Origin of the sequence: Lysinibacillus sp. AR18-8, from assembly GCF_001705465.1 — a bacterium.
GTDB classification, from domain to species: domain Bacteria; phylum Bacillota; class Bacilli; order Bacillales_A; family Planococcaceae; genus Lysinibacillus; species Lysinibacillus capsici.
In genome coordinates this window covers 17,475-41,858 of record NZ_MDGU01000026.1, presented here as the reverse complement: position 1 = coordinate 41,858, position 24,384 = coordinate 17,475, and the positions used below count along the sequence as shown (strand labels likewise).

Here is a 24,384-nt window from a genome sequence, read left to right as displayed (position 1 = left end):
AGCTAGTTTGATAGAAACTACTGATCGCCTTTTAGCATGTAATCATTGAATAGGATATTCTTTCATTTTCTCTAATGCAATGACGAAGGGTGGATCATTTTGTTGATTCAGAAATGCGTATTTTAAGACATGAACATATTTTTGTGGCAGTTGGCTTACATAATCAATGACCTTATCACGCTCTTCTTTTCCACCTGGATGACCATGATAAATAACAAGAACAATCAAACCGCCCACTTTTAAGAGCTTGAATATATTCTCAATGGCTTGGATTGTTGTATTAGGTCTTGTAATAATATCATGGTTGCTACCAGGTAAATAGCCGAGATTGAAGATTGCCGCAGTTACTGGCTTGTGTACAAACTGTGTAACTTCTTCATGCCCTTTATTTAAAACGAGTGCTCGATGTTCTAAACCATGATCTAAAAGTCGGAGGAGTGTCGCGTCAACCGCCTCTTTTTGGACATCAAAGGCATAAACTTGCCCTTCATCCCCAACAAGCTGTGCCAGAAACAATGTGTCATGGCCGTTTCCAGCAGTTGCATCAACAACTGTATCTCCCTCTTTTATATTATCTTTTAATAACTGCTGGGCATATTGTAAAACGCGTTGTAGTATCATTTCATAACCTCTGCCTTATACAACTTCCCTTGCCAACTACCACGACGTTCAAGCTCAGCATCAATGCCATTCAGTACTTCCCATTTATTAACACTCCACATGGGTCCAATCATTAAATCAATCGGTCCATCACCTGTAATACGATGAATGACCATCTCTGGTGGTAAAATTTCTAATTGGTCTGCTACTAGTTTTGTATACACATCTTGATCTAAAAACTCTAGCATACCTTTTTCATATTGCTTCACCATAGGCGTTCCTTTTAATAGATGAAGTAAGTGGATTTTAATGCCTTGGACATCTAATTGTGCAACTGCTCGTGCCGTTTCCATCATCATGTCATAGTCTTCGAGAGGCAATCCGTTAATGATATGTGAGCAAACACGAATGCCATGCTTACGCAATTTTTCAACGCCTTCCACATACGTTGCATAATCATGGGCACGATTAATAAGATTAGCCGTTTTCTCATGCACCGTTTGTAGACCGAGCTCAATCCATAAATACGTCCGCTCATTTAGCTCTGCTAAATATTCGACAACATCATCGGGTAAACAGTCAGGACGAGTAGCAATAGAAAGACCTACTACACCTTCTTGCGCTAAAGCGGCTTCAAATTTTTCTTTTAAAACTGGTAAAGGGGCATGTGTATTTGTGTAGGCTTGGAAATAGGCCATGTATTTGCCATCCTTCCATTTCTGGTGCATTTTGTCTCGGATTTCAGCAAATTGAACATCAATTGGATCTACCTTATTACCAGCAAAATCACCAGAACCTGCAGCACTGCAAAATGTACAGCCACCGAAAGCAACTGTGCCGTCACGGTTAGGGCAATCAAATCCTGCATCTAATGCCACTTTAAATACTTTATGACCAAATTGGTCACGTAAATAGCGATTCCATGTATAGTATCTTTTCCCCTCTGAAGGAAAAGGAAAATTCGTCTCTGTCATTTATTTCACTCCTCTAACGCTCTATTCTATCATGTGCATTTCGTTCCGTCATGGGGTAAGGGTAATATCATGATTTGGATAAAGAAAAATGGAAAGGAACAAAACTAAATACGATTGAAAATAGGATAGAAGTCTTGTAAAAAAGGTAAAATTATTTTCCTTGTACTTTTAAGTATTTCAGCATACACTAACTATTTAGAGAAGCGAAATAATGGAGGTCATCCTATGCCAAAACGTGTTTGGTTTTTAATTATCGGAATGCTTGTGAACACAACAGGCAACTCTTTTTTATGGCCTTTGAATGCCATTTATATGCATGATTATTTAGGCAAATCTTTAGCTATGGCTGGTTTTGTCTTAATGCTGAATTCTGCTGCTGGAGTATTAGGTAATCTATTAGGTGGTTACTTATTTGATAGAATTGGTGGCTATAAAGCTATTATGCTTGGTATCCTGTTAACGATTGCTTCATTAATTGGCTTAACAATTTGGCACGGTTGGCCACATTATGTGTGGTTTTTAACGATACTAGGCTTTAGTGGGGGCATTGTTTTCCCAGGTATGTTTGCCTTAGCTGGGGCTGCCTGGCCAGAAGGTGGACGTAAGGCTTTTAATACTATCTATTTAGCACAAAATGTCGGTGTTGCCGTAGGTCCCGCCCTTGCCGGTATAGTGGCAGATTATCAATTTGACTATGTGTTTAAAGTGAATTTAGGTATGTATATTTTATTCTTTTTCATTGCCTTATTTACATTTAAGCGTTTGGAGGCGGGCAGTATTGCACCTAAAAATGTCTTGAGCGAAAGTAAACGAATTGTAAACAAGGCACCTTTCTATGCTTTGTTAATAATTAGTGCATCCTCCGTTTTATGCTGGCTAGCATATTCTCAATGGAGTGCAACCATTTCATCTTATACACAAGATTTAGGATTGGGATTAAAGCAATATAGCCTACTTTGGACAATCAACGGTCTTCTAATTGTCATTGGGCAACCACTCATTGCACCGCTCGTAAAGCGGTGGGAACACAATTTAAAGCGTCAGTTAGTATTTGGTGTAACGCTGATTGCACTTTCCTTTGGTATTATTGCCTTTGCAAACGATTTTAAAATGTTTGGAGCAGCGATGCTTGTCTTAACATTTGGCGAAATGTTTTATACGCCAGCATTACCAACAATTGCTAATCAACTGGCACCAAAAGGTCGACAAGGATTCTATCAAGGGATTATCAATAGTGCTGCTACTGGAGGACGGATGATTGGTCCACTATTTGGTGGTATTATGGTAGATCAATTTGGCATGATTCCTCTCGTTTTAACATTGGTGGTCATCGTACTATTGGCGATTATTCCATGTTTAACATACGATTATCCTTTAAAGAAGAACAAAATAGTAGCAGATTAATAATGTCGCACTGAAAAGAGCAAAAACGAGTGTTAAGCACTTGTTTTTGTTCTTTTTTTAATAGTAGATATTGAAAAAATGTTGTGACAGGATTACAATCATACATATTCAAATATTTGAATATGTAGTTATATGGAGGGGTTTTTTATGGACGAGGGCTTACAACAGTTTAAAGCGGATTTTTTCAAAGCATTAGCACATCCGTTACGCATCAGAATACTTGAACTCCTTGTAGATGGACAGAAAAGTGTCAATGAGATTCAAGATTGCTTAGAGAAAGAGGGTTCTGCCGTTTCTCAGCAATTAAGTGTATTGCGTGCTAAAAATATTGTTTATGGCGTGAAGGAAGGAAAAAAAGTTTATTATTCTTTAAGTGACCCAATGATTGGTGCATTACTTGGGGTGGCAAAGGATATTTTTAATAACCATTTGGTTAATACCATTTCGAGATTAGAGGAAATGACAAGTAATGAAGGTGACGAAGAGAATAAGTAAATCAATGATGATGAAAAATTGGGCTTTGCTTATTATTTCGAAGGGAAGATTTATCTATGAAGTCACTGTTTACAGGACGCTTTGAAGGATATTCAGTTCAACATGTAAAGAAGGATTTATTGTCAGGGATTATTGTGGGAATCGTTGCTATTCCACTTGCCATGTCCTTTGCCATAGCATCGGGTGTGAAACCTGAATATGGGATTTATACGGCTTGCATTGCAGGTATTCTTATTTCTCTCTTTGGAGGTTCTAAATATCAAATAGGTGGGCCTACGGGGGCGTTTGTGCCAATTCTATTGGGGATTGTTCTTACCTATGGTTATGAAGATTTATTACTTGCGGGTTTAATGGCAGGGGTATTGCTTTGTGTCATGGGCTTTTTTAAGTTAGGGACTTTAATTAAGTTTATTCCACGTCCTGTAACAGTTGGTTTTACAGCAGGGATAGCAGTGATTATTTTTACAGGTCAAATCGCTAACTTTCTAGGGCTCACAAATGTTAAAAGGCATGAATATTTTATCGCCAACATACAGGAAATCATTAAGCAGCTTGGTACGACAAATACGTATAGTATTCTTACTGCTGTCGTATGCTTGGCGACAATAATGATAACTCCAAAGTTTTTTCCAAAGGTTCCAGGAGCATTAGCGGGTATCGTTGTCTCTACACTTATGGCAACTTTCTTCTTTTCAGGACAAGTTGCTACCATTGCAACGGCTTATGGGCAAATTCCTAATACATTACCTCATTTCGCCTTACCAAACATCACGCTCGAACGATTACAACAACTTATTGGCCCAGCGTTTGTCATTGCAATGCTAGGTGGTATTGAGTCTCTATTATCGGCAGTTGTGGCGGATGGGATGACAAATAGTAAGCATAACAGTAATCGTGAGTTAATTGGTCAGGGGATTGCTAATATTGTGACGCCTTTATTCGGTGGTATTCCAGCAACAGGCGCCATTGCACGCACAGCGACCAATATCAAAACAGGCGCAGTATCTCCTATGTCGGGTATCATTCATGGTGTGTTTGTTTTAATCACATTATTGTTATTAGCTCCATATGCATCTCATATTCCGTTAGCAAGCATGGCTCCGGTATTGATGGTCGTAGCTTGGAATATGAGTGAACGACATCATTTTTCACATATCGCAAAATTAAAATCAGGCGACTCACTGGTATTATTGATTACCTTTTTATTAACGGTATTCACTAGTCTTACATTAGCAGTTGAGGTAGGGCTTGTGCTGGCTGTGCTATTATTTGCGAAACGCATGAGTGAAAAGCTTGTTGTTACAAAAGTACTTCCAGATCATTCAAATAAAAGTGAAAAGGTACAGCCACATGTAGTGCATCAGCAGCATGATTGCCCGCAAATTAGTATGTACACAATTGAAGGGCCGTTGTTTTTTGGTGCTGCACAAATGTTTGAACAAACGATTGAAAGTACTTTGCATCAGCAACCAAGAGTTTTGATATTACGGATGGGGAAAGTGCCCTTTATGGATTCTACTGGAGAAGCATATTTTAGCAATATCATTGAAAATTATACAGCACAGGGCGGTACTATTTTGGTAACGGGTGTGCAAGGAGATTTAAAGGATGCTCTTCAGCACAATGGACTTTACGATAAAATAGGCGCGCAGCATTTTTTTCAGCATACTGGAGAAGCGATTACAAAAGCTTTCCATTATTTAAACGTCAATCAATGTATTGGTTGTCAGCACTTTGCTTTTCATGAATGTCAGGATTTATCAAAGTCTAAGGAAGAAAAGGATTTAATTGTTCAGTAATGGGTAAGCTGTAAACAAAGGCTTGTGCTTTTCAATACTTTCCATTAGAATAAATGCAATATCATGTAAAGACTGTGATGAGGAATAGTAGATTTGTGGTTCTTTTTAGAGAGCTAGCGGTTGGTGGGAGCTAGTAAGAATGCAAGTTGAACTCGCCTTCTGAGTCTGCCCGCGTGAAACAGCGTGTGTCGTTTCTTCCGCGTTAAGGAAGCTTGAGCCGAGTGTAATCACTAATTTGGGTGGTACCGCGGGAGTACAAATTCTCTCGTCCCTTCTATAAGAAAGGGGCGAGTTTTTTTATTTTTTAAATATTTTGTCAATTATGATGGAGAGCAGCACGATCAATCGAAGGAGGAAAAAAAATGAGTTTTAATCATGAACAAATTGAAAAAAAGTGGCAGCAATATTGGGCTGATAACAAAACATTTAAAACTGAAAATGAAACAGCGAAGCCTAAATTCTTTGCTTTAGATATGTTCCCTTATCCATCTGGCGCAGGACTACATGTAGGCCATCCAGAGGGGTATACGGCAACTGATATTCTATCACGCTTTAAACGTATGCAAGGTTATAATGTACTTCATCCAATGGGCTGGGATGCTTTTGGTTTACCAGCTGAGCAATATGCACTTGATACAGGGAATGATCCAGCTGAATTTACAGCTAAAAATATTGCGACATTTAAACGTCAAATTCAAGAGCTAGGCTTCAGCTATGATTGGGATCGCGAAATTAACACAACTGATCCAGAGTATTATAAATGGACACAATGGATTTTTATCCAGCTTTATAAGAAAGGTTTAGCTTATGTGGATGAAGTAGCTGTTAACTGGTGTCCAGCACTTGGCACGGTATTAGCTAACGAAGAAGTAATTGATGGGAAATCAGAGCGTGGTGGTCATCCAGTAGAACGCAGACCAATGAAGCAGTGGATGCTTAAAATTACAGCCTATGCTGATCGTTTAATCGATGACTTAGAAGAAGTTGATTGGCCTGAATCTATTAAAGATATGCAACGCAATTGGATTGGCCGTTCAGAAGGGGCAGAAGTGACATTTGCCATTGACGGTTCTGATCAAAACTTCACAGTTTTCACAACACGTCCTGATACATTGTTTGGTGCTACATACTGTGTGCTTGCACCAGAGCATAAATTAGTGGAACAAATTACAACAGCTGACCAACGCCAAGCTGTTGAGGCTTATTTAGAGAAAGTTAAAATGAAATCTGACCTAGAGCGTACAGATTTAGCGAAAGAAAAAACAGGTGTATTTACAGGTGCTTATGCAGTGAATCCGATAAACGGTAAAAAAGTGCCGATTTGGATTGCTGACTATGTGTTAGTGTCTTATGGTACAGGTGCTATTATGGCGGTGCCAGCACATGATGAACGTGACTATGAATTCGCAACTGAATTTGGCTTAGACATCGTTCCTGTACTTGAAGGTGGAGACATTAGCAAAGAAGCATTTACAGGTGATGGTCAACATATTAACTCTGAATTCCTGAATGGCTTAAATAAAGCAGATGGCATTGCAAAAGCCATTGAATGGTTAGCGGAAAAAGGTGTAGGGGAGAAGAAAATTTCTTATCGTCTACGTGACTGGTTATTCTCCCGTCAGCGTTATTGGGGTGAACCAATTCCAATGATTCATTGGGAAGATGGCACGATTACGCCAGTTCCAGAATCAGAATTACCTTTAATGCTACCAAAAACAGATAATATCCGTCCATCAGGTACTGGTGAATCACCATTAGCAAATATTGAAGAATGGGTAAATGTTGTCGATCCAGAGACAGGTAAAAAAGGACGTCGTGAAACAAATACAATGCCGCAGTGGGCAGGTTCGAGCTGGTACTTCCTACGCTATATCGACCCTACAAATACAGAGGCGATTGCAGACCCAGAGTTACTAAAACGTTGGTTACCTGTTGATATTTATATTGGTGGTGCGGAGCATGCTGTATTACATTTACTATACGCTCGCTTCTGGCATAAAGTTCTCTATGATTTAGGCGTTGTCCATACAAAAGAGCCATTCCAAAAATTATTTAACCAGGGAATGATTCTAGGTGAAGGTAACGAGAAAATGTCTAAATCTAAGGGCAATGTTGTCAACCCAGATGAAATCATTACGTCACATGGTGCCGATACATTACGTTTATATGAAATGTTCATGGGCCCACTAGAGGCTTCTGTTGCATGGTCTACAAATGGTTTAGATGGAGCACGTCGCTTCTTAGACCGTATCTGGCGTCTATTTGTCAGTGAAGAAGATGGCGCAATTTCAGCAAAAATTCAAGTGTCTAACGATCAATCACTTGAAAAATCATACCACCAAACAGTGAAAAAAGTGACAGAGGATTATGAAGGCATCCGCTTTAACACAGCTATTTCACAAATGATGGTCTTTATTAATGATTGCTATAAAGCTGATGTGATTCCAACGACTTATGCTGAAGGCTTTGTGAAAATGCTAGCTCCAATCGCTCCGCATATTGCAGAAGAACTATGGCAACTATTAGGACACGATTCAACTCTTTCTTATGAGCAATGGCCAACATATGATGAAGCAAAGCTTGTGGATGATGAAGTAGAAATTGCTGTACAAGTTGCTGGTAAAGTTCGTGCTAAGATCGTCGTAGCAAAAGATGCTTCAAAAGAGGATATTGAAAAAGTAGCACTTGCCGATGAAAAGGTTCAAGAATACATGGCAGGAAAGAGCTTAGTGAAAATCATCGTTATTCCAGGCAAACTTGTCAATATTGTCGTAAAATAAAGAGATATAAAGTAAAAATGTACATTACTAAATTCAATTTTAGTAATGTACATTTTTTAATTTAGAGCTTAAGCAGTAAAATAAGGACTGCATCCATCTAACTGAGTGCAATTCAATAAATAGCTCCTGATACAATTAAATAATCAATCCCACAATAATAGCTGTTAGGATACTTACGAGTGTAGCACCGTACAACAACTTTAGTCCAAATCGAGCAACGACATTCCCTTGCCTTTCATTCAAACCTTTTACAGCTCCCGAAATAATCCCGATTGATGAAAAGTTGGCAAAAGATACGAGGAATACAGAAATAATACCTAATGTACGTTCACTCATGGACTCGGCAACATCGCCAAGGTTAATCATAGCAACAAATTCGTTTGTTACTAATTTGGTTGCCATAATACCGCCAGCAGCCACAGCATCTGCCCATGGGATACCCATTAGGAAAGCGATTGGCGCAAAGATATAGCCTAATATTTCTTGGAAAGATATACCGATAATCATATCGAATAATGAATTGATTAAATCCATTAATGCTACGAAACCAATAAGCATTGCCCCAACAATGATGGCTACTTTAAAGCCATCCATAATATATTCGCCAATCATTTGAAAGAACGCTTGCTTCTGTTCATCTTCAATTGTTAAGATATCTTCTTTTTCATCCACAGTATATGGATTAATGATGGAAACAATAATAAATCCACCAAACAGGTTTAATACAATGGCCGTAACAACATACTTTGGCTCAATCATCGTCATATAAGCTCCAACTACTGACATCGAAACAGTCGACATAGCAGAAGCGCATAATGTATACATACGTTGTGGTGCAATCTTATCTAATTGCTTTTTAACAGTTATGAACACTTCGGATTGGCCTACCATAGCAGAAGCAACAGCATTATAGGATTCCAATTTCCCCATGCCACTTACTTTACTTAAAAATAAACCTACCCATTTCATCAGAAAAGGAAGAATTTTAAAATGCTGCAAGATCCCAATCAGAACAGATATAAAGACGATCGGTAATAAAACTGTTAAAAAGAAGGGTGATTCGCCTTCATTTGCTAAGCCACCAAAAACAAATGATATACCTGCATTTGCATAGGACAATAAGTGATCAAACACTTTGGTGATTCCTTTGATTAGCACATAACCGACCGTTGTATTAAGTAGTAAAGCTGCCAATAAAAATTGGATGATCAACATAATCACTATATATTTATATTTTATTTCTTTTTTGTTTTTACTCATTAATAAAGCTAAGGCAAAAACAAGTAACAATCCACAAAAGGATATTAAGTATCTCATAAGTTCCTCCATAAGTATCTGTGATATTTTGTCCTGATGTTCCAATTTCAGAAGAACAGCTAAAGATCTTAATTAGTCAGACGTCAGACAAACAATCTCACTATAACAGTTTTTTTACTAGTTATTCAATAGATAAAAGAAAAAAAGTATGCAACATGGCATACAAATAAATTCACTCTTAAAAATGTAGGTTATTTCTTTAGGAGTTACTATTCATAAAAAATACCCTCTTATTGTGTGAGGATTTTTTCTTTTTATGACCTTCATGTTAACGAAACTTTTCGATTTTTTTGAAACCAACTAAGTTCGGATTACGACTATAGGGTGAATGTTTATAGGAGGTGTTTGGATGAGTGAGCATTTAGTGGCCATTATGGAAGAACACGGAGAATATTGCTTACGAGTGGCTTATCTTTATGTAAAGGATTGGGCGATGGCAGAAGAAATAGTCCAGGATGTCTTTTTTTCTTATTATCTGCAGCAGGATCGCTTTGAACAAAGAGCATCTCTAAAGACCTATTTAGTTAAAATAACTGTACATAAAAGTCATGATTATTTGCGAAGCTGGAAAAATAAACGCCATCAACTGTTGGAAAAATTGCATATTGGTGCAAGTAAACGAACACCAGAAACGATGCTATTAGCACAGGATGAACGGACAACATTAACAAATGCTTTATTTGAGTTACCTATTACTTATAGAGAAGTCGTCATCCTTTATTATTATCAGGAATTAAAGGTTAGAGAAATTGCAGATATTCTTACATGTGCAGAAAATACAGTTAAAACCAGATTGCATCGAGCAAGAAAAATGTTACAGGAAAAATTAGCGAATAATAAGTGGGAGGTGTTAATGAATGACAACTTTTAAAGAGAAATTGGATCAAGAACTTGGCGAAGCACCACGATTTACGAAATCCTTACAGGAGGATATTTTACGGCAAGTGCGGCAAACTAAAAAGACAAGACGCTGGTCATATCCATTGATTATCATAGGCGCGATAGTTATGTTTCTATTGATAATAGAAATCGGTCCATTAGGGCAGATAGAGCAAACGCAACATGCTTCAATTGTTCAATTAGCACAGCAGCAATCAATAAAAAAATATACAATGATTTACAATTCGGATGAGGAGATCTTTAAGGCTGGAAGACCTGGGTGGGTCATTGGACAACGAGTAATGGAGCAAAGTTCAGAAAAAGTGTTATTACAACAACTATTACAGCAAGCTACAGTGACTCAAATGAATGAGCGTACTTTTTTTAGATTACAACGTGATGTCTGGGTAGAATTTGAAAAAGGTCAGGTTATGAAGCTGAAAATGTTCATAAACGACGAGGATATCGGAATTGTTGATTATGATAACAATTCATTTTATAAAGTAGAAAATAAAGATTTGGCCAAGGCTTATTTAGATCTTATTCTCAATGATGATGCTAAATTTGGAATGTCAGGTTTAATCGTTATGCTAGTTATTTTTCTAGCTATCCAAATGCTTGGCGATAAACTAATGAGGAAAATGTTTAATATACCAAAGGAGTATGTCAATAGTCATCATAGACGTGCTGTTTGGGTTATTAAAATTTTGAATACCATGATGCTCATGGTGATCATAATTAAAGGGTGGATTTTATTTACTGTTATCATTGGAGGATATTTAGTTGTCAGCCTTTTCAGCTCTATTTTCATTGACTATTACTATGGTCGAGAGGAAAAAAGACATTATCTTTCCATTAGTTCGGCCATTGTTGGCTTGCTATCACTAATCCTATTTTTATTTTATATCAGTTAAATAACTTATAAACCTGAACCCGAATAATCTCGAGTTCAGGTATTTTTTTCCATCGTTTCAGTCTGAAGCATTAATTGATAAATACTCGAGATCATAAAGCTGGTAGCTAATCCGTAAAGCGTATTAAAGCTTAAACCAACACCAATTCCAATGATGATGGATAGCAGGATGACAAGCCAGCTATGCTTATGAATATGGCGATTCGTAAATAAAAGGATTAACACAAACGGTAGCATGGTAATGTGCAGAAAGGCAAAAGAATAAATAACACCTAAAATCGTTAAATCGATAGATAAGAAACAGGTGAATAAAATAATCATCAGGCCAATCAAATAGAAATAATAGGGTCTTTTCGTCACAAAAAAACGTTTCGTTGCCCGCATGTCTACAAGCAAGGTTGTGACAATGGCTAATAGGACAATGACGAGAAAAGCAAATGTCAGAAAGCCTGGTTGTACTTCATATAAAAACGTAAAAATCAGTACTTGGAATTGGCCAAATGATCCGCTATATAGGGCAATCATTAAAATTGCCGTAAATGATAGCGTTAATAACGCTAAAATTACACCTGAGGAAAACAGACTGCTACGTACTTTTTTAGGTTTTATAAAGGCAATTAAATACCATGTTGATTTATCAAAAAATACTTGTCCTAAAACGGCTAGTTGAATAATGACATAGAACAGCAGAATTTCGCTATTTTTAAAATAAAATAAATAAGGGTGATATAAGCGAATACCCTCATATACTGTGCTTGCCCCATTTAGTACAAAGTAATAAATAGGGATAAAAATAAGTAATGAAAAAAGAGCAATAATAAATAAAATTTCCAACCATAGTATACTTTTCACTGACATGATGCGGTCAAGAAGTAAGATGCCGATTAAAAAGAAAAAAAGTGTAATAGGGACTGGAATATTTAACATAATTTCAGACAATACACTAATGCTTATTAATTGAATAAGCCAAAGTTCAATACCTGTTAACAAGTAAAATAGACGTATAACCTTTAAATTCATTCCAGACAATTTACGCTGTATGGTAAAGAGCAAAAAGCTTTGTGTATGCTGATTTTGTGTGTAATCGCTCTTATTCAGCAATGAGCCAAGTATGATAAATGAAATAGCTGTTGCTAATGTATAACAAATGCCCGCCATAAAACCAAAAGAAATAAGGGCTGAAGGAGAGGACAATAATAAATTACCATTAATCCATCTCGCTAAAAGAATAATGACTCCTGCTGCTGTGCTTAAACTTGCAAATGGAACGAGCAATGAAAACTTCCTTAGCATACTATTAAAGACCTTTACTCATTTTAGAGGATTTATATTGACGTGGTGATTGATTATATTTTTTCTTAAACGCAACACTAAAATAGTGCTGACTATTAAAACCACAGCTCTCAGCAATTGCAGACATACTTGTGTCAAGATTTTCATTGATTTTCTTTACAGCCATTTCTAGGCGATAATTATTAATATATTCATTAATGCCAATAGACTGCTCCTCCAAAAATTTACGACTTAAATAGCTCGGATTCAAATGAATTTTTTCAGCAATAATATTGAGACTCAGTTTTTCATAATAGTTTTCATGAATATAGGAAAGTGCGCTTTGAATCGCATCATGGTTAGAACTCCACACCTTATATTTCTCCACAATAGCATCTAATTCACTTGCAATGACTGGTTTTGTAAGATAATCCTTTACCCCGATACGCAATGCTTGTTGGGCATATTCAAAGGTTTGATAAGCTGTTACCATGATGATGTCTACCTCATAAAGCGCTTTTAATTCCTTGCTCAACGTGATTCCATCTTTCCCAGGCATTTGAATATCCAAAAAGGCGATAGTCATACGGTGCTTCTTAGCTAATTGCAGAGCTTGTGAGGCATCTTGGGCAGTATGGAAGGTCCAATTAGGAAAATGTGGCTTTAATAAATAAATCATTTGCTCAAGCTCTAATGGCTCATCATCTGCGATTAAAATATTCATGGCGAGATACTCCTTTCTCCTTCCAGTTGATAGAATGCCTAAGCGGGAACATGGATGGTAACAGTGTAATGCTGTTCATTGTTTTGAATCGAGAATAAAATATTTTCGAGTCCATAAATGAGCTCAAGCCGTTTTCTAATATTTTCGAGCCCATAACCTTGCTGCAGTTCGTCTACTACCTGTTCAGTAGTCATTTCTATTTTTTCTAAAGGCTGTGTATTTTTAATTTCAATTAATAAGCTATTATCCATTTTTTTGATTGTAATGGATAGCTCTGCAGGTCCTATATGTTTTTCAAAGCTATGTTTATAGGCATTTTCAATAATAGTCTGCAGAATAAAAGGTGGTATTTGGACGGATAGTGCTTCATCATCAACATATTTATTTACAGTCAAACGATGGCCAAATCGCAATTGTTGAATATTTAAATAACTATCGACAAATTGTATCTCGTTCTTTAACGCAATTAACACCTCATGATTATTGTATTTAAATTTAAAAAATGTTGCCAAAGCCTCAATGCCCGCAACCAAATCTTCCTTCCGATTGATGCGAGCTAGGCTTAATAATGAATTTAATGCATTAAAAAAGAAATGTGGCTGTATTTGCTGATTCAACTGGAGAATATTTGCTCTTTGTAAATCCTGCTCAAGCTCTAAATTTCTTTTTTCCTCCTCAAGGCTATCGATTTGCTTTTCGAAAATAAATATAAAAGTAAGCAGAAAAGCTCCAATAATTGGAGCAATTACACATAGGAGAATATATATGTTGAAGGTTTCTGGTTGTAACATAATGACCTCTCCGTTTATTTTGTAAGTGTAAGATACATTAAACTAAATTTTCTGCGAAATGGCAAGCTACCTTATGTGTTGCAGTGATCGCTCGTAGTGCTGGCACTTCTGCTTTACATTTATCCGTTGCGAATGGGCAACGTGTGTGAAAGCTACAGCCAGTAGGGGGATTAAGAGGTGATGGTAGGTCACCTTTTAAAATAATGCGCTCCTTACGATGCTGCTTATCAATGACTGGTATAGAAGAAAACAGTGCTTTTGTATAAGGATGATGTGGCTGAGTAAAAAGGGAATGCTTATCAGCAATTTCTACGACCTTTCCAAGATACATCACCATAATACGGTCTGAAATATGTCGAACAACACTTAAATCGTGTGAGATAAATAAAAAGGTTAAATCTAAATCTCTTTGTAGTTGTTTTAGTAAATTTAGTATTTGAGCTTGAATGGAAACATCTAGGGCAGAAACAGACTCATCACAAATAATAATTTTAGGATTAACAGCAAGGGCTCTGGCAATACCAATCCGCTGACGCTGACCACCCGAAAATTCATGTGGATAACGCTCTAAGTACTCAGGACGTAACCCGACAAGAGACATTAATTCAATCATGCGTGCTTCTTGATGCTCAGGTGGTACAATTTTTTGAATAGACATGGCCTCTGTTAACATTTTACGAATGGTTCTTCGTGGGTTAAGGGACGCATAGGGATCTTGGAAAATAATTTGAATGTCCTTGCGTGCAGCACGAAGCTCTTTTTTGTTCATATTCACTAAATTTTTACCGAATAATAATACCTCTCCAGCAGTAGGCTCATCTAATCTTAAAATAGAACGACCAGTTGTTGATTTTCCGCAGCCAGATTCTCCTACAATACTGAGCGTCTCACCAGGCATGATGTCGAAAGACACCCCATCCACAGCTTTTACAACCTGCTGTGGACCGAAGAGCTTTTCTTTTTTTAAGAAAAAATGCTGCTTTAAATCATTTACTTGTAATAGTGGTTGTGTATGTTGCGCTGTTGTCATACTGTCAGCTCCTTCATAAGTGTTTCTCCTTGCCATTCATTACTGTACATCCAGCATCTTACCTTTTTTCCTTGCTCAACAGTCAAAAGCTCAGGCTGTTGTTCACGACATAAATCTGTAGCAAATGGGCAACGTTCTGCATAACGGCAGCCAATTGGATAATTATAGGGACTTGGGACAGTTCCGTGAATAGTAGATAATTCTTCTTGGTCTTCATATAGCTTTGGTAATGATTGAATTAATCCATTTGTATAAGGGTGTAGCGGTTTTTCAAAAAGACTTTCTGTTGTGCCTTCTTCTACAACCTGTCCCGCATACATAACAGCAATCTTATCGCAGATTTCTGCTACAACACCAAGGTCATGGGTAATGAAGATAATGCTCATGCCTAGTTGTTTTTGCAGGTTTTGAATAATATCAATAATTTGAGCTTGAATAGTTACATCAAGGGCAGTTGTCGGTTCGTCAGCAATTAACACATCTGGTGTACACGCTAGTGCCATGGCAATCATAATGCGCTGTCGCATCCCACCACTTAACTGATAAGGCTCCTGCTTCGCTCTTTTTTCGGGTGCAGGAATCCCAACTAGGCGAATCATATCGACAGACTTTTGCCATGCTTCTTTACGTGATAAGCCTTGGTGCAATCGAATGGATTCAGCAATTTGCTCTCCAACGGATAATACAGGATTTAAGCTTGTCATAGGCTCTTGGAAAATCATCGAAATTTTATTGCCCCGAATTTTACGTAGCTCTTCATCTGAGAGCTTCAAAATGTCTGTATTATTTAATAAAATTTCGCCATTGATGATTTTACCAGGAGGCGATGGTACTAAACGAAGTAATGACAGGGAAGTCATGGATTTTCCACAACCAGATTCACCAACAATGCCCAGTGTTTCTCCTTTTTGAAGAGTAAAGGATACCCCATCGACAGCTTTGGCAACCCCTTCACTCGAATAAAAATAGGTTTGTAAATTTTTTACTTCCAACACGGTTTCTTGTTTCATCCGTTTTTCCCCTCCTTAGTTTAAATCCATTCGTTTATTAAAGAATCGGTACAATATGTCTACAAAAAGATTAATGAAAACAAATATTAATGAGGCAACAAGAACGCCACCTTGTACGACTGGTATATCACGTGTTCGAATGGCATCTACAATCATTCGTCCTAATCCGTTTACAGCGAAAACCGATTCAACTAAAACTGTTCCGCCAAGTAAACTACCAAACTGTAAGCCTACTACTGTAATAACTGGAATCAAGGCATTGCGTAATGCGTGCTTTAAAATGATGATGTATCCTTTTAAGCCTTTTGCTTTCGCTGTTCGTATATAGTCTTGGTTTACAACCTCTAACATACTAGAGCGAGTCATACGAGCGACGATGGCAGCTCCACCAGCACCAAGTGTGACAGCTGGTAGAATAATATGTTTGGCACTATCCCAGCCTGCTACAGGAAGCCAGTGTAACTGTACAGAGAATACATACATTAATAAAATTCCTAACCAGAAGCTTGGAAGGGAAATGCCTAATAAAGCGACAACCATTAATCCTACATCCATCAATGAATAAGGACGGATAGCGGAGATAATGCCCGCAATAAGCCCCAGAACAATGGTGATTAAAATACTATAAAAGGCTAGCTCTATGGTAATCGGTAATCGGGAGGTAATTTCCTCGAATACTGGTTGATTATTTTTTAAAGAGTTACCCATATCTCCTTGTAGAAGATTTTTAATATAGTCTGTATATTGAACTGCTAATGGTTTATTGAGCCCTAAATTTTCACGTAATTCTGCAACCGTTTCTTGAGAAGCTCCTTCTCCTGCTAAAATAATCGCTGGGTCTCCGGGAATCATCTGCATAATTAGAAAAACAACAAGCGTTACACCAAGTGTTACAGGAATAATTTGAGCTAGTCGTTTTAAGATAAATAATGTCATGTGTCTTCTCTCCTTTAATTTTTCATTCTTGGGTCTAGCGCATCGCGTAAACCGTCACCAAATAAGTTAAAGCCTAATACAAGTATAGAAATCATAATACCTGGGAATAGCGCCATATAAGGAGCGGTAAATAGGAAATCTCGTCCGTTAGAAAGCATGGCACCCCATTCAGGAGATGGTGGCTGAGCACCTAAACCTAAGAATGATAGTCCTGCTGCAGATAGAATAGCGGTTGCTAAGCGCATTGATGCTTGTACAATAATGGGTGATAAAATATTTGGAAAAATATGCTTAATTAAAATCGTCATATCATTTGCTCCAAGTGTTTTGACAGCATCAATATATTCTAATTTTTTAACCTCCATTGTTGAGCCACGTACAATACGAGCAAACATAGGAATAGAGAAAAAACCAACAGCAATTGTGACATTGATAAGGCTCGGCCCCAATGCACTAACAATCGCTAAAGCTAGCAAAATACCTGGGAACGCAAGCATGATATCTAAAATTCGACTAATAATAGAATCAACCCATCTGCCATAATAGCCAGCAATAAGACCTAAGAAAGTGCCGATTGTACCACCGAATAAAACAGCTGAAATACCAACACCAATTGATAAACGTGATCCATATAAAATTCGACTTAAAATATCTCGCCCTTTGTCATCCGTTCCCATTAGATGTTCAACGCTTGGTCCTTGTAATTTTTGATCTAATTGTACGTCGTAGGGATCGTAAGGGGCTAAAATGGGCCCGATAAGAAACATCAATATATATAGAAGAATGATGATGCCTCCTACGACAGCTGCTTTATTCTTTTTGATTTTGTTGAGGAAAGAAACAAGATTCTTTTTTCTAGATGCCTTGCGTGCATTCACTAAAACAGAATGATCAATTGTAGTTGTTACTTTATTCATATCGAATACTCCTTTTCTATTTGATTTGATTTCAATTTAGTGAAAAGCGTAAAGAATGTAAATATTTTATGGCTTATTAGTCAGAAAATTTAAAAAACACGTAAAAATTTTAAAAAACAAGTGTATTTTATTTCTTTATAATTCGAAATGTAAGGAACAAATCACACAAGGAGGAAATGTTGATGAAGAAAATGAAGTTGTTTTTATTCATGGCACTAATAACTGTACTTATTCTGCAAGCCTGCTCTACTGCTAGCAATAATAGTACAGAAGGTTCCAAAGAGGGATCAAAAAGCGTAGGAGGAGAATTAGTTGTTCTAAGAGCAGCAGATGCAACAAGTCTTGATCCTCACTTTATTACAGATATTCCATCAGCAAATATTATTCATGGCAAGGTATATGAAACACTTGTCGCTTTTGATAGAGATCGTAAAATTGTTCCATTACTTGCAAAAGAGTGGGAGCAAAAAGATGAAATCACTTGGACATTTACATTAAATGAAGGTATTAAATTCCATGATGGAGCAGATTTTAATGCAGAGGCTGTAAAAGCGACATTTGACCGAATTCTAGATCCTGCAACTGGATCACCACAGCGTGATAAATTATCTATGATTAGTGAAGTAGTGGTAGATGATGAATATGTTGTAACGTTGAAATTAAAAGAACCATATGCTCCGCTTCTATCTATTTTAGCCAGTCAAGAGGGTAGCATGATGAGCCCGAAAGCGATTGCTGAAGCAGCGGACGAATTAGCAACTCATCCAGTAGGGACAGGCCCATTTGTATTTGAAACTTGGAAATCTGGTCAAGAAATCACTTTAATTTCAAATAAAGATTATTGGGGGACTGTACCGAAAGTAGATAAAGTAACATTTAAAGTTGTACCAGAGGATTCTACTCGTCTAGCAATGATTGAAAGTGGAGAAGCACATATTGCTGAACAAGTACCTGTAACAGAGATTGATCGTATTGAAAATTCTTCAACGATGAATTTATTCCGTGCAGAAGGACTAGCAGTAGAATTTATCGGATTCAACGTGAAAGATACGCTATTATCTGATGTAAAAGTACGTCAAGCTATTAGCTATGCTGTCGACCGTGAAGCAATTATTAGCGGTATTTATGATAATGTAGGAACACTTGCAAATTCTGCAATGAGTCCAAAAATTATTGGATATTCTAGTGAAACGAAACCGTATGACTATGATGTAGTGAAGGCTAAAGAATTGTTAAAAGAAGCTGGCGTTCAAGAGGGAACAAAAGTTAAATTACTGACAAGTGACCGTAAAGAGCGTATCAACATGGCGGAGGTTATTCAATCTCAATTAAAAGGAATCGGATTAGATATTGATATTCAAGTAATGGAGTATGGTGCATTTATTTCTGAAATTACGAAAGAACAGCATCAAATCTTTATTAGTGGTTGGGGTAATGCAACGGGTGATGCTGATTATAACCAATACAATCTATTCCACACTGCATCTATGGGGCCTCCAGGAAACCATTTCTACTATTCAAATCCAGAAGTAGACAAGCTAATTGAGCAAGGGCGTTCTGAAGCAAACCAAGAGGCACGTAATGAAATCTACAAAAAAGCAATGCAAATCGAGTTAGACGAAGCTGTGTATATTCCAGTGCGTAACTATGAGCATTTAGCAGTTTACAGCAATGCTGTAAAAGGTTTCTGGTTAGATGCATCTAACTACACGATGATCAGTGGCGTTGAAATTGTAGAGTAATCAAATTTGGTGATAGACGAAAAAATACCAATTGGGAGGAAACTATGAGTAAACTATTGCTGAAAAATGTGAGATTAGAAGAAGCATATGAGCGCGAAAATGAACACATTGTTGCTACTCGTACAGGTATTTATGATGTTCTAATCGAAGATGGACATGTTCAACAAGTAGATAAGGATATAGTGGCTGATGAAGATGTAGAAGTAATAGATGCACAACAGCAACTATTAGTCCCTTCATTCCGAGAAATGCATATTCATATTGATAAAACGTATTTCGGCGGAGAATGGCAGGCACCAAGACCCATTACTAAAGGGATTTTAACACGCATTGAAGAAGAAAGAACACTACTACCTAAACAATTGCCGACAGCTGCTTATCGAGCTGAGGAAATGGTGAAGTGGCTCATTTCCCAAGGACACACACATATTCGTTCACATTGTAATGTTGACCCACAAATTGGGACAAAGCATATTGAAATTACAAAACAGGTTTTAGCAAACTATCAAGATCAAATCACCTATGATATTGTAGCCTTTCCACAGCATGGCTTATTACGCTCCAATGTAGAGGGACTAATCCGTGAGGCAATGGCGATGGGAGCAACGCTTGTTGGAGGCGTTGACCCATCCATTGTAGATCGCAATATCGAAAAGTCATTGCAAACAACGATGGGTATTGCACAAGACTATAATGCAGGGATCGATATTCATATTCACACAGCGAACACGCTAGGCGAATTTGAATTTTATAAACTGATTGAGTTAACGAAACAGGCGAAAAAAGAAGGTCAAGTCACAATTAGCCATGCGATGGCACTTGCTGATTTAGAACAGTCACGTTTAGAAAATTTAGTTCAAGCCATGGCTGAGGTACAAATGGATGTAACAACAACTGTACCAATCGATTTGAACCGTTCGACAATACCAATTCCTTATCTTTATAACAATGGTGTAAAGGTATCTGTGGGACATGATAGCTTAACAGATCATTGGTCACCATATGGTACTGGTAATACGATTATGAAATTAAATGTCATGGCGGAGAGATTCCGTTTTATTGATGAATATTCATTAAGTCGAGCTTGGAAATACGCCTCTGGTGGTATCACACCATTGAATGATGTAGGAGAACGTGTTTGGCCACAAGTTGGTGATAAAGCGAATATGCTGTTAGTGGATGGCGTGAGCACTGCCCATGTGATAGCAAGAAGATGCCCAATTACTACGGTCATTTCACAAGGCAAAATGATTCACCAACAGGATGTAGGAGAGTTGAAAGGAGAATTCAGATGAAGCACTGGCTTACAAATGTTCTACTTGAAACAGGAGAATATCTAAAGGAAAATGATACAGTTGGAACGAAAGTGGAGCTTTTTCACCTTGAAATTACAGATGGCTTCATTTCGCAAATTGTACCCGCAACAGACGCAATCGATTCTCAAAACGAAGTCACAGATATGAAAGGGAAGCTGCTATTACCTGCCTTTAAGGAAATGCATAATCATTTAGATAAAACATACTTATCTTTACCGTGGAAGGCTTGTGTGCCCGTAAAGAATTTAAAGGAACGACTTGATCGTGAAGCACAAGAGTTATCCGTTCTTGCTACAACAGGTAAACAACGTGCGACTGCAATGATTGAAAAAATCCTTAAGAATGGTGCGAATCATATTCGTACACATGTCAATATCGATCCATACATTGGATTAAAAAATTTAGAAGGTGTACTAGCGGCATTGGACGATTATAAAGATGTCGTGACATCCGAAGTCATTGCCTTTCCACAGCATGGTCTACTAAGAGATGATGTCCCTAAATTATTGCGTGAAGCTTTACGCAATGGAGCGACGATGATTGGCGGCCTAGATCCAGCTGGCATCGATAACTCGATCGAGCCTTCTCTTTATGAAGTGATGGATATTGCACAGGAATTTAATGTTGATGTCGATATTCATTTACATGATGGTGGACATGTTGGGTATTATACAATCGATAAATGGATAGACATGGTGGAGGATGCCAAATATCAGGGGAGAACGGCAATAAGTCATGCCTTTTCACTTGGTGATGTATCAATCATGGAGCAACATAAAATTGCAGATCGTTTAGCACAACAACAAGTAAAAATAATGTCAACGGTGCCATTTGATTTGCGGCGATTAATTCCACCGATTGAATTACTAACAGAGCACGGCGTGGATGTCCATTTTGGTTGTGACGGCTTTTATGATTCTTGGAGCCCTAATGGCTCAGGAGATATTTTAGAAAAAGCGACTACTTTTGCAGATATTTCTCGTAAACTTGATGAACGCTCTATTCGACAAACATTAAAATATATTACAAGTGGTGTCACGCCATTAGATGCAAATGGTCAGAAGGTTTGGCCGAATGTGAAGGACGAAGCAAGTTTTGTATTCTTTGACGCAGTATCAAGCGCGGAAGTTATTGCACGTAAACCATCCAACCGAGTGGTTATGTCTAAAGGAAAGTTTATCAATTAAGCATAAATCTAAATCCCCCTTATTTAGATAACATAGCAAACTAGAAATTTTCTAGTTTGCTATACTTATGTTTTAATAGAAAAGATGAATAAAGGAAAGGGAAGTAGATTTGCCATTACTTATGTAGAAATCTCTTTATTTGCGGGTGCGATAAAATATGAAACAACTAACAATCTATATGATTTTATTTAGCTGTGTATTTTTTTGGGCCAGTAACTTCATTATTGGCTCTATTTTAATTGAACATTGGGATCCTTTAACGGTTGCCATTTTTAGATTGATTGTCATTGTTCTCTTTTTAGGGGGGATTAGTTGGAAAGCAATCTACCGAACAACATTTACAAGAAATGATTTATTGTTATTGATCCTTGCAGGAATACTGGGCGTTTCCATTAATCACTATAGCTTTTATGCTAGTCTCCAGCACACTTCTCCTATCACTGCGGCTTTAATATTAGCCTGTGCACCGATTGTCACATCTCTGCTGAATAAAATGATCTGTCATGAATCACGTAACGGCATATTTTGGCTAGGTGCAATACTTTCATTTGTTGGTGTTGGCCTCATCATTACAAAAGGGGCACTTATCACCATTTCAATCGGTAAGGGTGAGGTGCTGAGCTTAATTACAATGCTAAGCTTTGCTTTGTTCCTCATTATTGTCAATCATCTTAGTCTGAAAATGTCAGCCCAGTCGATTACGTTCTATACAAATTTAATAGGTTTACTGGTGCTTGTGCCGTTTTCATTTACTATTTTGCCGCAGATGAATTGGCAAGTTGCAATACCCTACTGGTTTTTGCTCATCTTATCAGCGATTATTATTCATGGGGTAAGCAATTTAATGTGGAATCAAAAAATGAAGGAGGTCGGCTCAACAAATGCGTCGTTGTTGTTAAACTTTGAGCCAGCTATAGCCATGCTATTGAGTGCTGTATTTTTAAAACAATTCCCTACAAGTGTTCAAATATATGGCTCTTTATTAATTTTAGTAGGAATTTTGTTGTGTATTTATTATAAAGAAATTAAAGCAATTGTCCTTGTAAAAAAAACAATGAATTAGCAAAAAAAGAGATGCTCATTTTTTGAGTACATCTCTTTTTTGCTGTTTCTGTAGCGAATTTAAAATAAATAGGTATGTTATTGGCAGAAAAGCAGTAATGATTACGATACCATGCCACTGAAATAATGACCAAACAGGGCTTAGTATTGTACTTCCAGAGGCCACCCCAAGGTAATAAGCGACCAAATATAGACTAGAGGCGCTTCCTTTTTGATAAAGAGCTAGCCGACTTACCAATGAGGAAGTTAATGCATGAGCAGTAAAAAAACCTAAACATGCTAGACAAAGTCCAATTACAATAATGAAAAGTGACTTGCTTAATGTAAAAAGTATTCCCACAGTTAATAAACAAACACCAAATGTTCGAATGGTATGTAATCCTACTTTTCCTGCAAGTGAATTAGCAATAGGCGAACCAATAATACCTAAACCATACGCTAAAAAAATAAAAGAAATGCTTTGTAAAGATAATAAAAAAGGAGGCGCTGTTAAGTAATAGGGAATAAATGACCAAACTCCAGTAAAGGATAATTGTAAAATAACTCCTAATCCAAAAAGCATCAATAATTGAGGGTTTTTCAAATGAAACCAAAAGCCTTGTAAATCCTGTTGAATCGTACGCTGTTGTACCGAAAAATTTTTGGATTTAGGTAGCATCCACCAGACAATTACCATAACGATGCACCCCATAATGGCTAATGAAACAAATGCCATTTTCCATGAAAAATATTCAGTGACATACCCCATCATGAGTCTACCAATTGTTCCGCCTAGTGCATTACAAGAAATATACAATGCAGTGGCAAAGCCCATTGACTGTTGATCAATTTCTTCGCTAAGATAGGCAAGTGCTGCTGCAGGTACACCTGCAATAGCAAAGCCCTGAATAAAGCGTAATAAAATAATAGTAGAAAAAGAATCAGTTAGTGTCATGGAAAAAAAAGGTATGACAGTAAAAACTATGGATAAATGAATGAACAAAACTCTTCCATAACGATCTGATAAAAAACCTAGCACGATTAATCCAAGAATTACTGATAGAGTAGTCATAGATACGGATAGACTTGCAACGGATACAGAAATATGAAATTGCTCTGTAAAGAAGGGGAGCAGGGGCTGAACAGAATACATTGCTGCAAAGACAAAAACAGAAGCCCCGCCCAAACTAATGACAATTGTCCAAAAAGAGCGATCTCTTATTGAATAACCCTTTGTATTTATGCCCATCTTAAAAC

Annotated in this window: 21 protein-coding genes and 1 other annotated feature; of the genes, 10 read left to right on the top strand and 11 right to left on the bottom strand. The window is 37.3% G+C overall.

Annotated elements, in window-relative coordinates; translation table 11 throughout:
- Window positions 1-42: 42 nt before the first annotated feature.
- On the bottom strand, window positions 43-621 hold the full coding sequence (mnmM, locus tag BFM98_RS18100; protein ID WP_066038094.1) for a tRNA 5-(aminomethyl)-2-thiouridylate-methyltransferase MnmM: 579 nt from the start codon (window positions 619-621) through the stop codon (window positions 43-45).
- The gene (mnmL, locus tag BFM98_RS18095) at window positions 618-1,574 is read right to left on the bottom strand and encodes a tRNA modification radical SAM protein MnmL/YtqA (RefSeq protein WP_048391094.1); all 957 of its coding nucleotides are present in this window, start codon (window positions 1,572-1,574) and stop codon (window positions 618-620) included. The genes mnmM and mnmL overlap by 4 nt, the downstream gene beginning before the upstream one ends.
- 225 nt (window positions 1,575-1,799) lie before the next feature.
- Here mnmL and BFM98_RS18090 point away from each other — a divergent pair, with 225 nt between their 5' ends.
- The 4 genes from BFM98_RS18090 (at window position 1,800) to leuS (ending at window position 8,052) form a co-directional block, all read left to right on the top strand.
- Window positions 1,800-2,978: an MDR family MFS transporter gene (locus tag BFM98_RS18090; protein WP_048391096.1), complete on the top strand. Its 1,179-nt coding sequence runs from the start codon at window positions 1,800-1,802 to the stop codon at window positions 2,976-2,978.
- A gap of 147 nt (window positions 2,979-3,125) precedes the next feature.
- Window positions 3,126-3,473, top strand: coding sequence for an ArsR/SmtB family transcription factor (locus tag BFM98_RS18085; protein WP_048391099.1), 348 nt, complete (start codon window positions 3,126-3,128; stop codon window positions 3,471-3,473).
- A 56-nt stretch (window positions 3,474-3,529) separates the two neighbouring features.
- The gene (locus tag BFM98_RS18080; protein WP_054549915.1) at window positions 3,530-5,272 is read left to right on the top strand and encodes a SulP family inorganic anion transporter; all 1,743 of its coding nucleotides are present in this window, start codon (window positions 3,530-3,532) and stop codon (window positions 5,270-5,272) included.
- Between the two features lie 65 nt (window positions 5,273-5,337).
- Window positions 5,338-5,548, top strand: a binding site (T-box leader).
- 86 nt (window positions 5,549-5,634) lie between these two features.
- Window positions 5,635-8,052, top strand: a complete 2,418-nt coding sequence (gene leuS, locus BFM98_RS18075; RefSeq protein WP_054549916.1) for a leucine--tRNA ligase — start codon at window positions 5,635-5,637, stop codon at window positions 8,050-8,052.
- Window positions 8,053-8,187: 135 nt separating this feature from the next.
- Here leuS and BFM98_RS18070 read toward each other — a convergent pair whose 3' ends face one another.
- Entirely contained in the window at window positions 8,188-9,369 is a 1,182-nt protein-coding gene (locus BFM98_RS18070) for a NupC/NupG family nucleoside CNT transporter (RefSeq protein ID WP_048391105.1), read from the bottom strand.
- Between the two features lie 349 nt (window positions 9,370-9,718).
- Between BFM98_RS18070 and BFM98_RS18065 the strand changes: the two genes are divergently transcribed.
- Together BFM98_RS18065 and BFM98_RS18060 are read left to right on the top strand one after the other, a co-directional pair.
- Window positions 9,719-10,240 carry a sigma-70 family RNA polymerase sigma factor gene (locus BFM98_RS18065; RefSeq protein WP_066038093.1) on the top strand — a complete coding sequence of 174 codons (522 nt, stop codon included), beginning with the start codon at window positions 9,719-9,721 and terminating at the stop codon, window positions 10,238-10,240.
- Window positions 10,227-11,162, top strand: a complete 936-nt coding sequence (locus tag BFM98_RS18060) for a DUF4181 domain-containing protein (protein ID WP_066038092.1) — start codon at window positions 10,227-10,229, stop codon at window positions 11,160-11,162. The genes BFM98_RS18065 and BFM98_RS18060 overlap by 14 nt, the downstream gene beginning before the upstream one ends.
- Window positions 11,163-11,197: 35 nt before the next feature.
- On the opposite strand, the gene BFM98_RS18055 is transcribed toward BFM98_RS18060, so the two are convergent.
- From BFM98_RS18055 to BFM98_RS18025, 7 genes are read right to left on the bottom strand one after another with little or no spacing between them, the layout of a single operon-like run.
- Window positions 11,198-12,436 carry a permease gene (locus BFM98_RS18055; RefSeq protein WP_244205718.1) on the bottom strand — a complete coding sequence of 413 codons (1,239 nt, stop codon included), beginning with the start codon at window positions 12,434-12,436 and terminating at the stop codon, window positions 11,198-11,200.
- A 22-nt stretch (window positions 12,437-12,458) separates the two neighbouring features.
- Window positions 12,459-13,157 (bottom strand): response regulator transcription factor, encoded by a 699-nt coding sequence (locus BFM98_RS18050; protein WP_004226027.1) that lies wholly within the window; start codon window positions 13,155-13,157, stop codon window positions 12,459-12,461.
- Between the two features lie 38 nt (window positions 13,158-13,195).
- Window positions 13,196-13,948, bottom strand: coding sequence for a sensor histidine kinase (locus tag BFM98_RS18045; protein WP_048391114.1), 753 nt, complete (start codon window positions 13,946-13,948; stop codon window positions 13,196-13,198).
- A 37-nt stretch (window positions 13,949-13,985) separates the two neighbouring features.
- Window positions 13,986-14,978, bottom strand: coding sequence for an ABC transporter ATP-binding protein (locus tag BFM98_RS18040; protein ID WP_066038090.1), 993 nt, complete (start codon window positions 14,976-14,978; stop codon window positions 13,986-13,988).
- Window positions 14,975-15,988, bottom strand: a complete 1,014-nt coding sequence (locus BFM98_RS18035) for an ABC transporter ATP-binding protein (RefSeq protein WP_066038089.1) — start codon at window positions 15,986-15,988, stop codon at window positions 14,975-14,977. The genes BFM98_RS18040 and BFM98_RS18035 overlap by 4 nt, the downstream gene beginning before the upstream one ends.
- A 15-nt stretch (window positions 15,989-16,003) precedes the next feature.
- Window positions 16,004-16,924: a nickel ABC transporter permease gene (gene nikB / locus BFM98_RS18030; protein ID WP_048391119.1), complete on the bottom strand. Its 921-nt coding sequence runs from the start codon at window positions 16,922-16,924 to the stop codon at window positions 16,004-16,006.
- A gap of 14 nt (window positions 16,925-16,938) precedes the next feature.
- A complete protein-coding gene (locus tag BFM98_RS18025; protein WP_048391122.1) occupies window positions 16,939-17,841 on the bottom strand; it encodes an ABC transporter permease in 903 nt (300 codons plus the stop codon).
- A 182-nt stretch (window positions 17,842-18,023) separates the two neighbouring features.
- Here BFM98_RS18025 and BFM98_RS18020 point away from each other — a divergent pair, with 182 nt between their 5' ends.
- From BFM98_RS18020 to BFM98_RS18005, 4 genes are all read left to right on the top strand, one after another.
- Window positions 18,024-19,583, top strand: coding sequence for a glutathione ABC transporter substrate-binding protein (locus BFM98_RS18020; RefSeq protein WP_066038088.1), 1,560 nt, complete (start codon window positions 18,024-18,026; stop codon window positions 19,581-19,583).
- Between the two features lie 44 nt (window positions 19,584-19,627).
- Window positions 19,628-20,878 (top strand): amidohydrolase family protein, encoded by a 1,251-nt coding sequence (locus BFM98_RS18015; RefSeq protein WP_066038087.1) that lies wholly within the window; start codon window positions 19,628-19,630, stop codon window positions 20,876-20,878.
- Window positions 20,875-22,086, top strand: a complete 1,212-nt coding sequence (locus BFM98_RS18010) for an amidohydrolase (protein WP_066038086.1) — start codon at window positions 20,875-20,877, stop codon at window positions 22,084-22,086. The genes BFM98_RS18015 and BFM98_RS18010 overlap by 4 nt, the downstream gene beginning before the upstream one ends.
- A 157-nt stretch (window positions 22,087-22,243) precedes the next feature.
- Complete coding sequence (locus BFM98_RS18005) at window positions 22,244-23,149, top strand: DMT family transporter (RefSeq protein ID WP_066038085.1); 906 nt, start codon at window positions 22,244-22,246, stop codon at window positions 23,147-23,149.
- A gap of 15 nt (window positions 23,150-23,164) precedes the next feature.
- Here the strand turns inward: BFM98_RS18005 and BFM98_RS18000 are convergent, their stop codons facing one another.
- A complete protein-coding gene (locus BFM98_RS18000; RefSeq protein WP_066038084.1) occupies window positions 23,165-24,376 on the bottom strand; it encodes an MFS transporter in 1,212 nt (403 codons plus the stop codon).
- Window positions 24,377-24,384: the final 8 nt, after the last annotated feature.

Coding starts and splice junctions, on each gene's coding strand:
- mnmM (WP_066038094.1), bottom strand. CDS start 621: ATGATACTACAACGCGTTTTACAATATGCCCAGCAGTTATTAAAAGAT.
- mnmL (WP_048391094.1), bottom strand. CDS start 1,574: ATGACAGAGACGAATTTTCCTTTTCCTTCAGAGGGGAAAAGATACTAT.
- BFM98_RS18090 (WP_048391096.1), top strand. CDS start 1,800: ATGCCAAAACGTGTTTGGTTTTTAATTATCGGAATGCTTGTGAACACA.
- BFM98_RS18085 (WP_048391099.1), top strand. CDS start 3,126: ATGGACGAGGGCTTACAACAGTTTAAAGCGGATTTTTTCAAAGCATTA.
- BFM98_RS18080 (WP_054549915.1), top strand. CDS start 3,530: ATGAAGTCACTGTTTACAGGACGCTTTGAAGGATATTCAGTTCAACAT.
- leuS (WP_054549916.1), top strand. CDS start 5,635: ATGAGTTTTAATCATGAACAAATTGAAAAAAAGTGGCAGCAATATTGG.
- BFM98_RS18070 (WP_048391105.1), bottom strand. CDS start 9,369: ATGAGATACTTAATATCCTTTTGTGGATTGTTACTTGTTTTTGCCTTA.
- BFM98_RS18065 (WP_066038093.1), top strand. CDS start 9,719: ATGAGTGAGCATTTAGTGGCCATTATGGAAGAACACGGAGAATATTGC.
- BFM98_RS18060 (WP_066038092.1), top strand. CDS start 10,227: ATGACAACTTTTAAAGAGAAATTGGATCAAGAACTTGGCGAAGCACCA.
- BFM98_RS18050 (WP_004226027.1), bottom strand. CDS start 13,157: ATGAATATTTTAATCGCAGATGATGAGCCATTAGAGCTTGAGCAAATG.
- BFM98_RS18045 (WP_048391114.1), bottom strand. CDS start 13,948: ATGTTACAACCAGAAACCTTCAACATATATATTCTCCTATGTGTAATT.
- BFM98_RS18040 (WP_066038090.1), bottom strand. CDS start 14,978: ATGACAACAGCGCAACATACACAACCACTATTACAAGTAAATGATTTA.
- BFM98_RS18035 (WP_066038089.1), bottom strand. CDS start 15,988: ATGAAACAAGAAACCGTGTTGGAAGTAAAAAATTTACAAACCTATTTT.
- nikB (WP_048391119.1), bottom strand. CDS start 16,924: ATGACATTATTTATCTTAAAACGACTAGCTCAAATTATTCCTGTAACA.
- BFM98_RS18025 (WP_048391122.1), bottom strand. CDS start 17,841: ATGAATAAAGTAACAACTACAATTGATCATTCTGTTTTAGTGAATGCA.
- BFM98_RS18020 (WP_066038088.1), top strand. CDS start 18,024: ATGAAGAAAATGAAGTTGTTTTTATTCATGGCACTAATAACTGTACTT.
- BFM98_RS18015 (WP_066038087.1), top strand. CDS start 19,628: ATGAGTAAACTATTGCTGAAAAATGTGAGATTAGAAGAAGCATATGAG.
- BFM98_RS18010 (WP_066038086.1), top strand. CDS start 20,875: ATGAAGCACTGGCTTACAAATGTTCTACTTGAAACAGGAGAATATCTA.
- BFM98_RS18005 (WP_066038085.1), top strand. CDS start 22,244: ATGAAACAACTAACAATCTATATGATTTTATTTAGCTGTGTATTTTTT.
- BFM98_RS18000 (WP_066038084.1), bottom strand. CDS start 24,376: ATGGGCATAAATACAAAGGGTTATTCAATAAGAGATCGCTCTTTTTGG.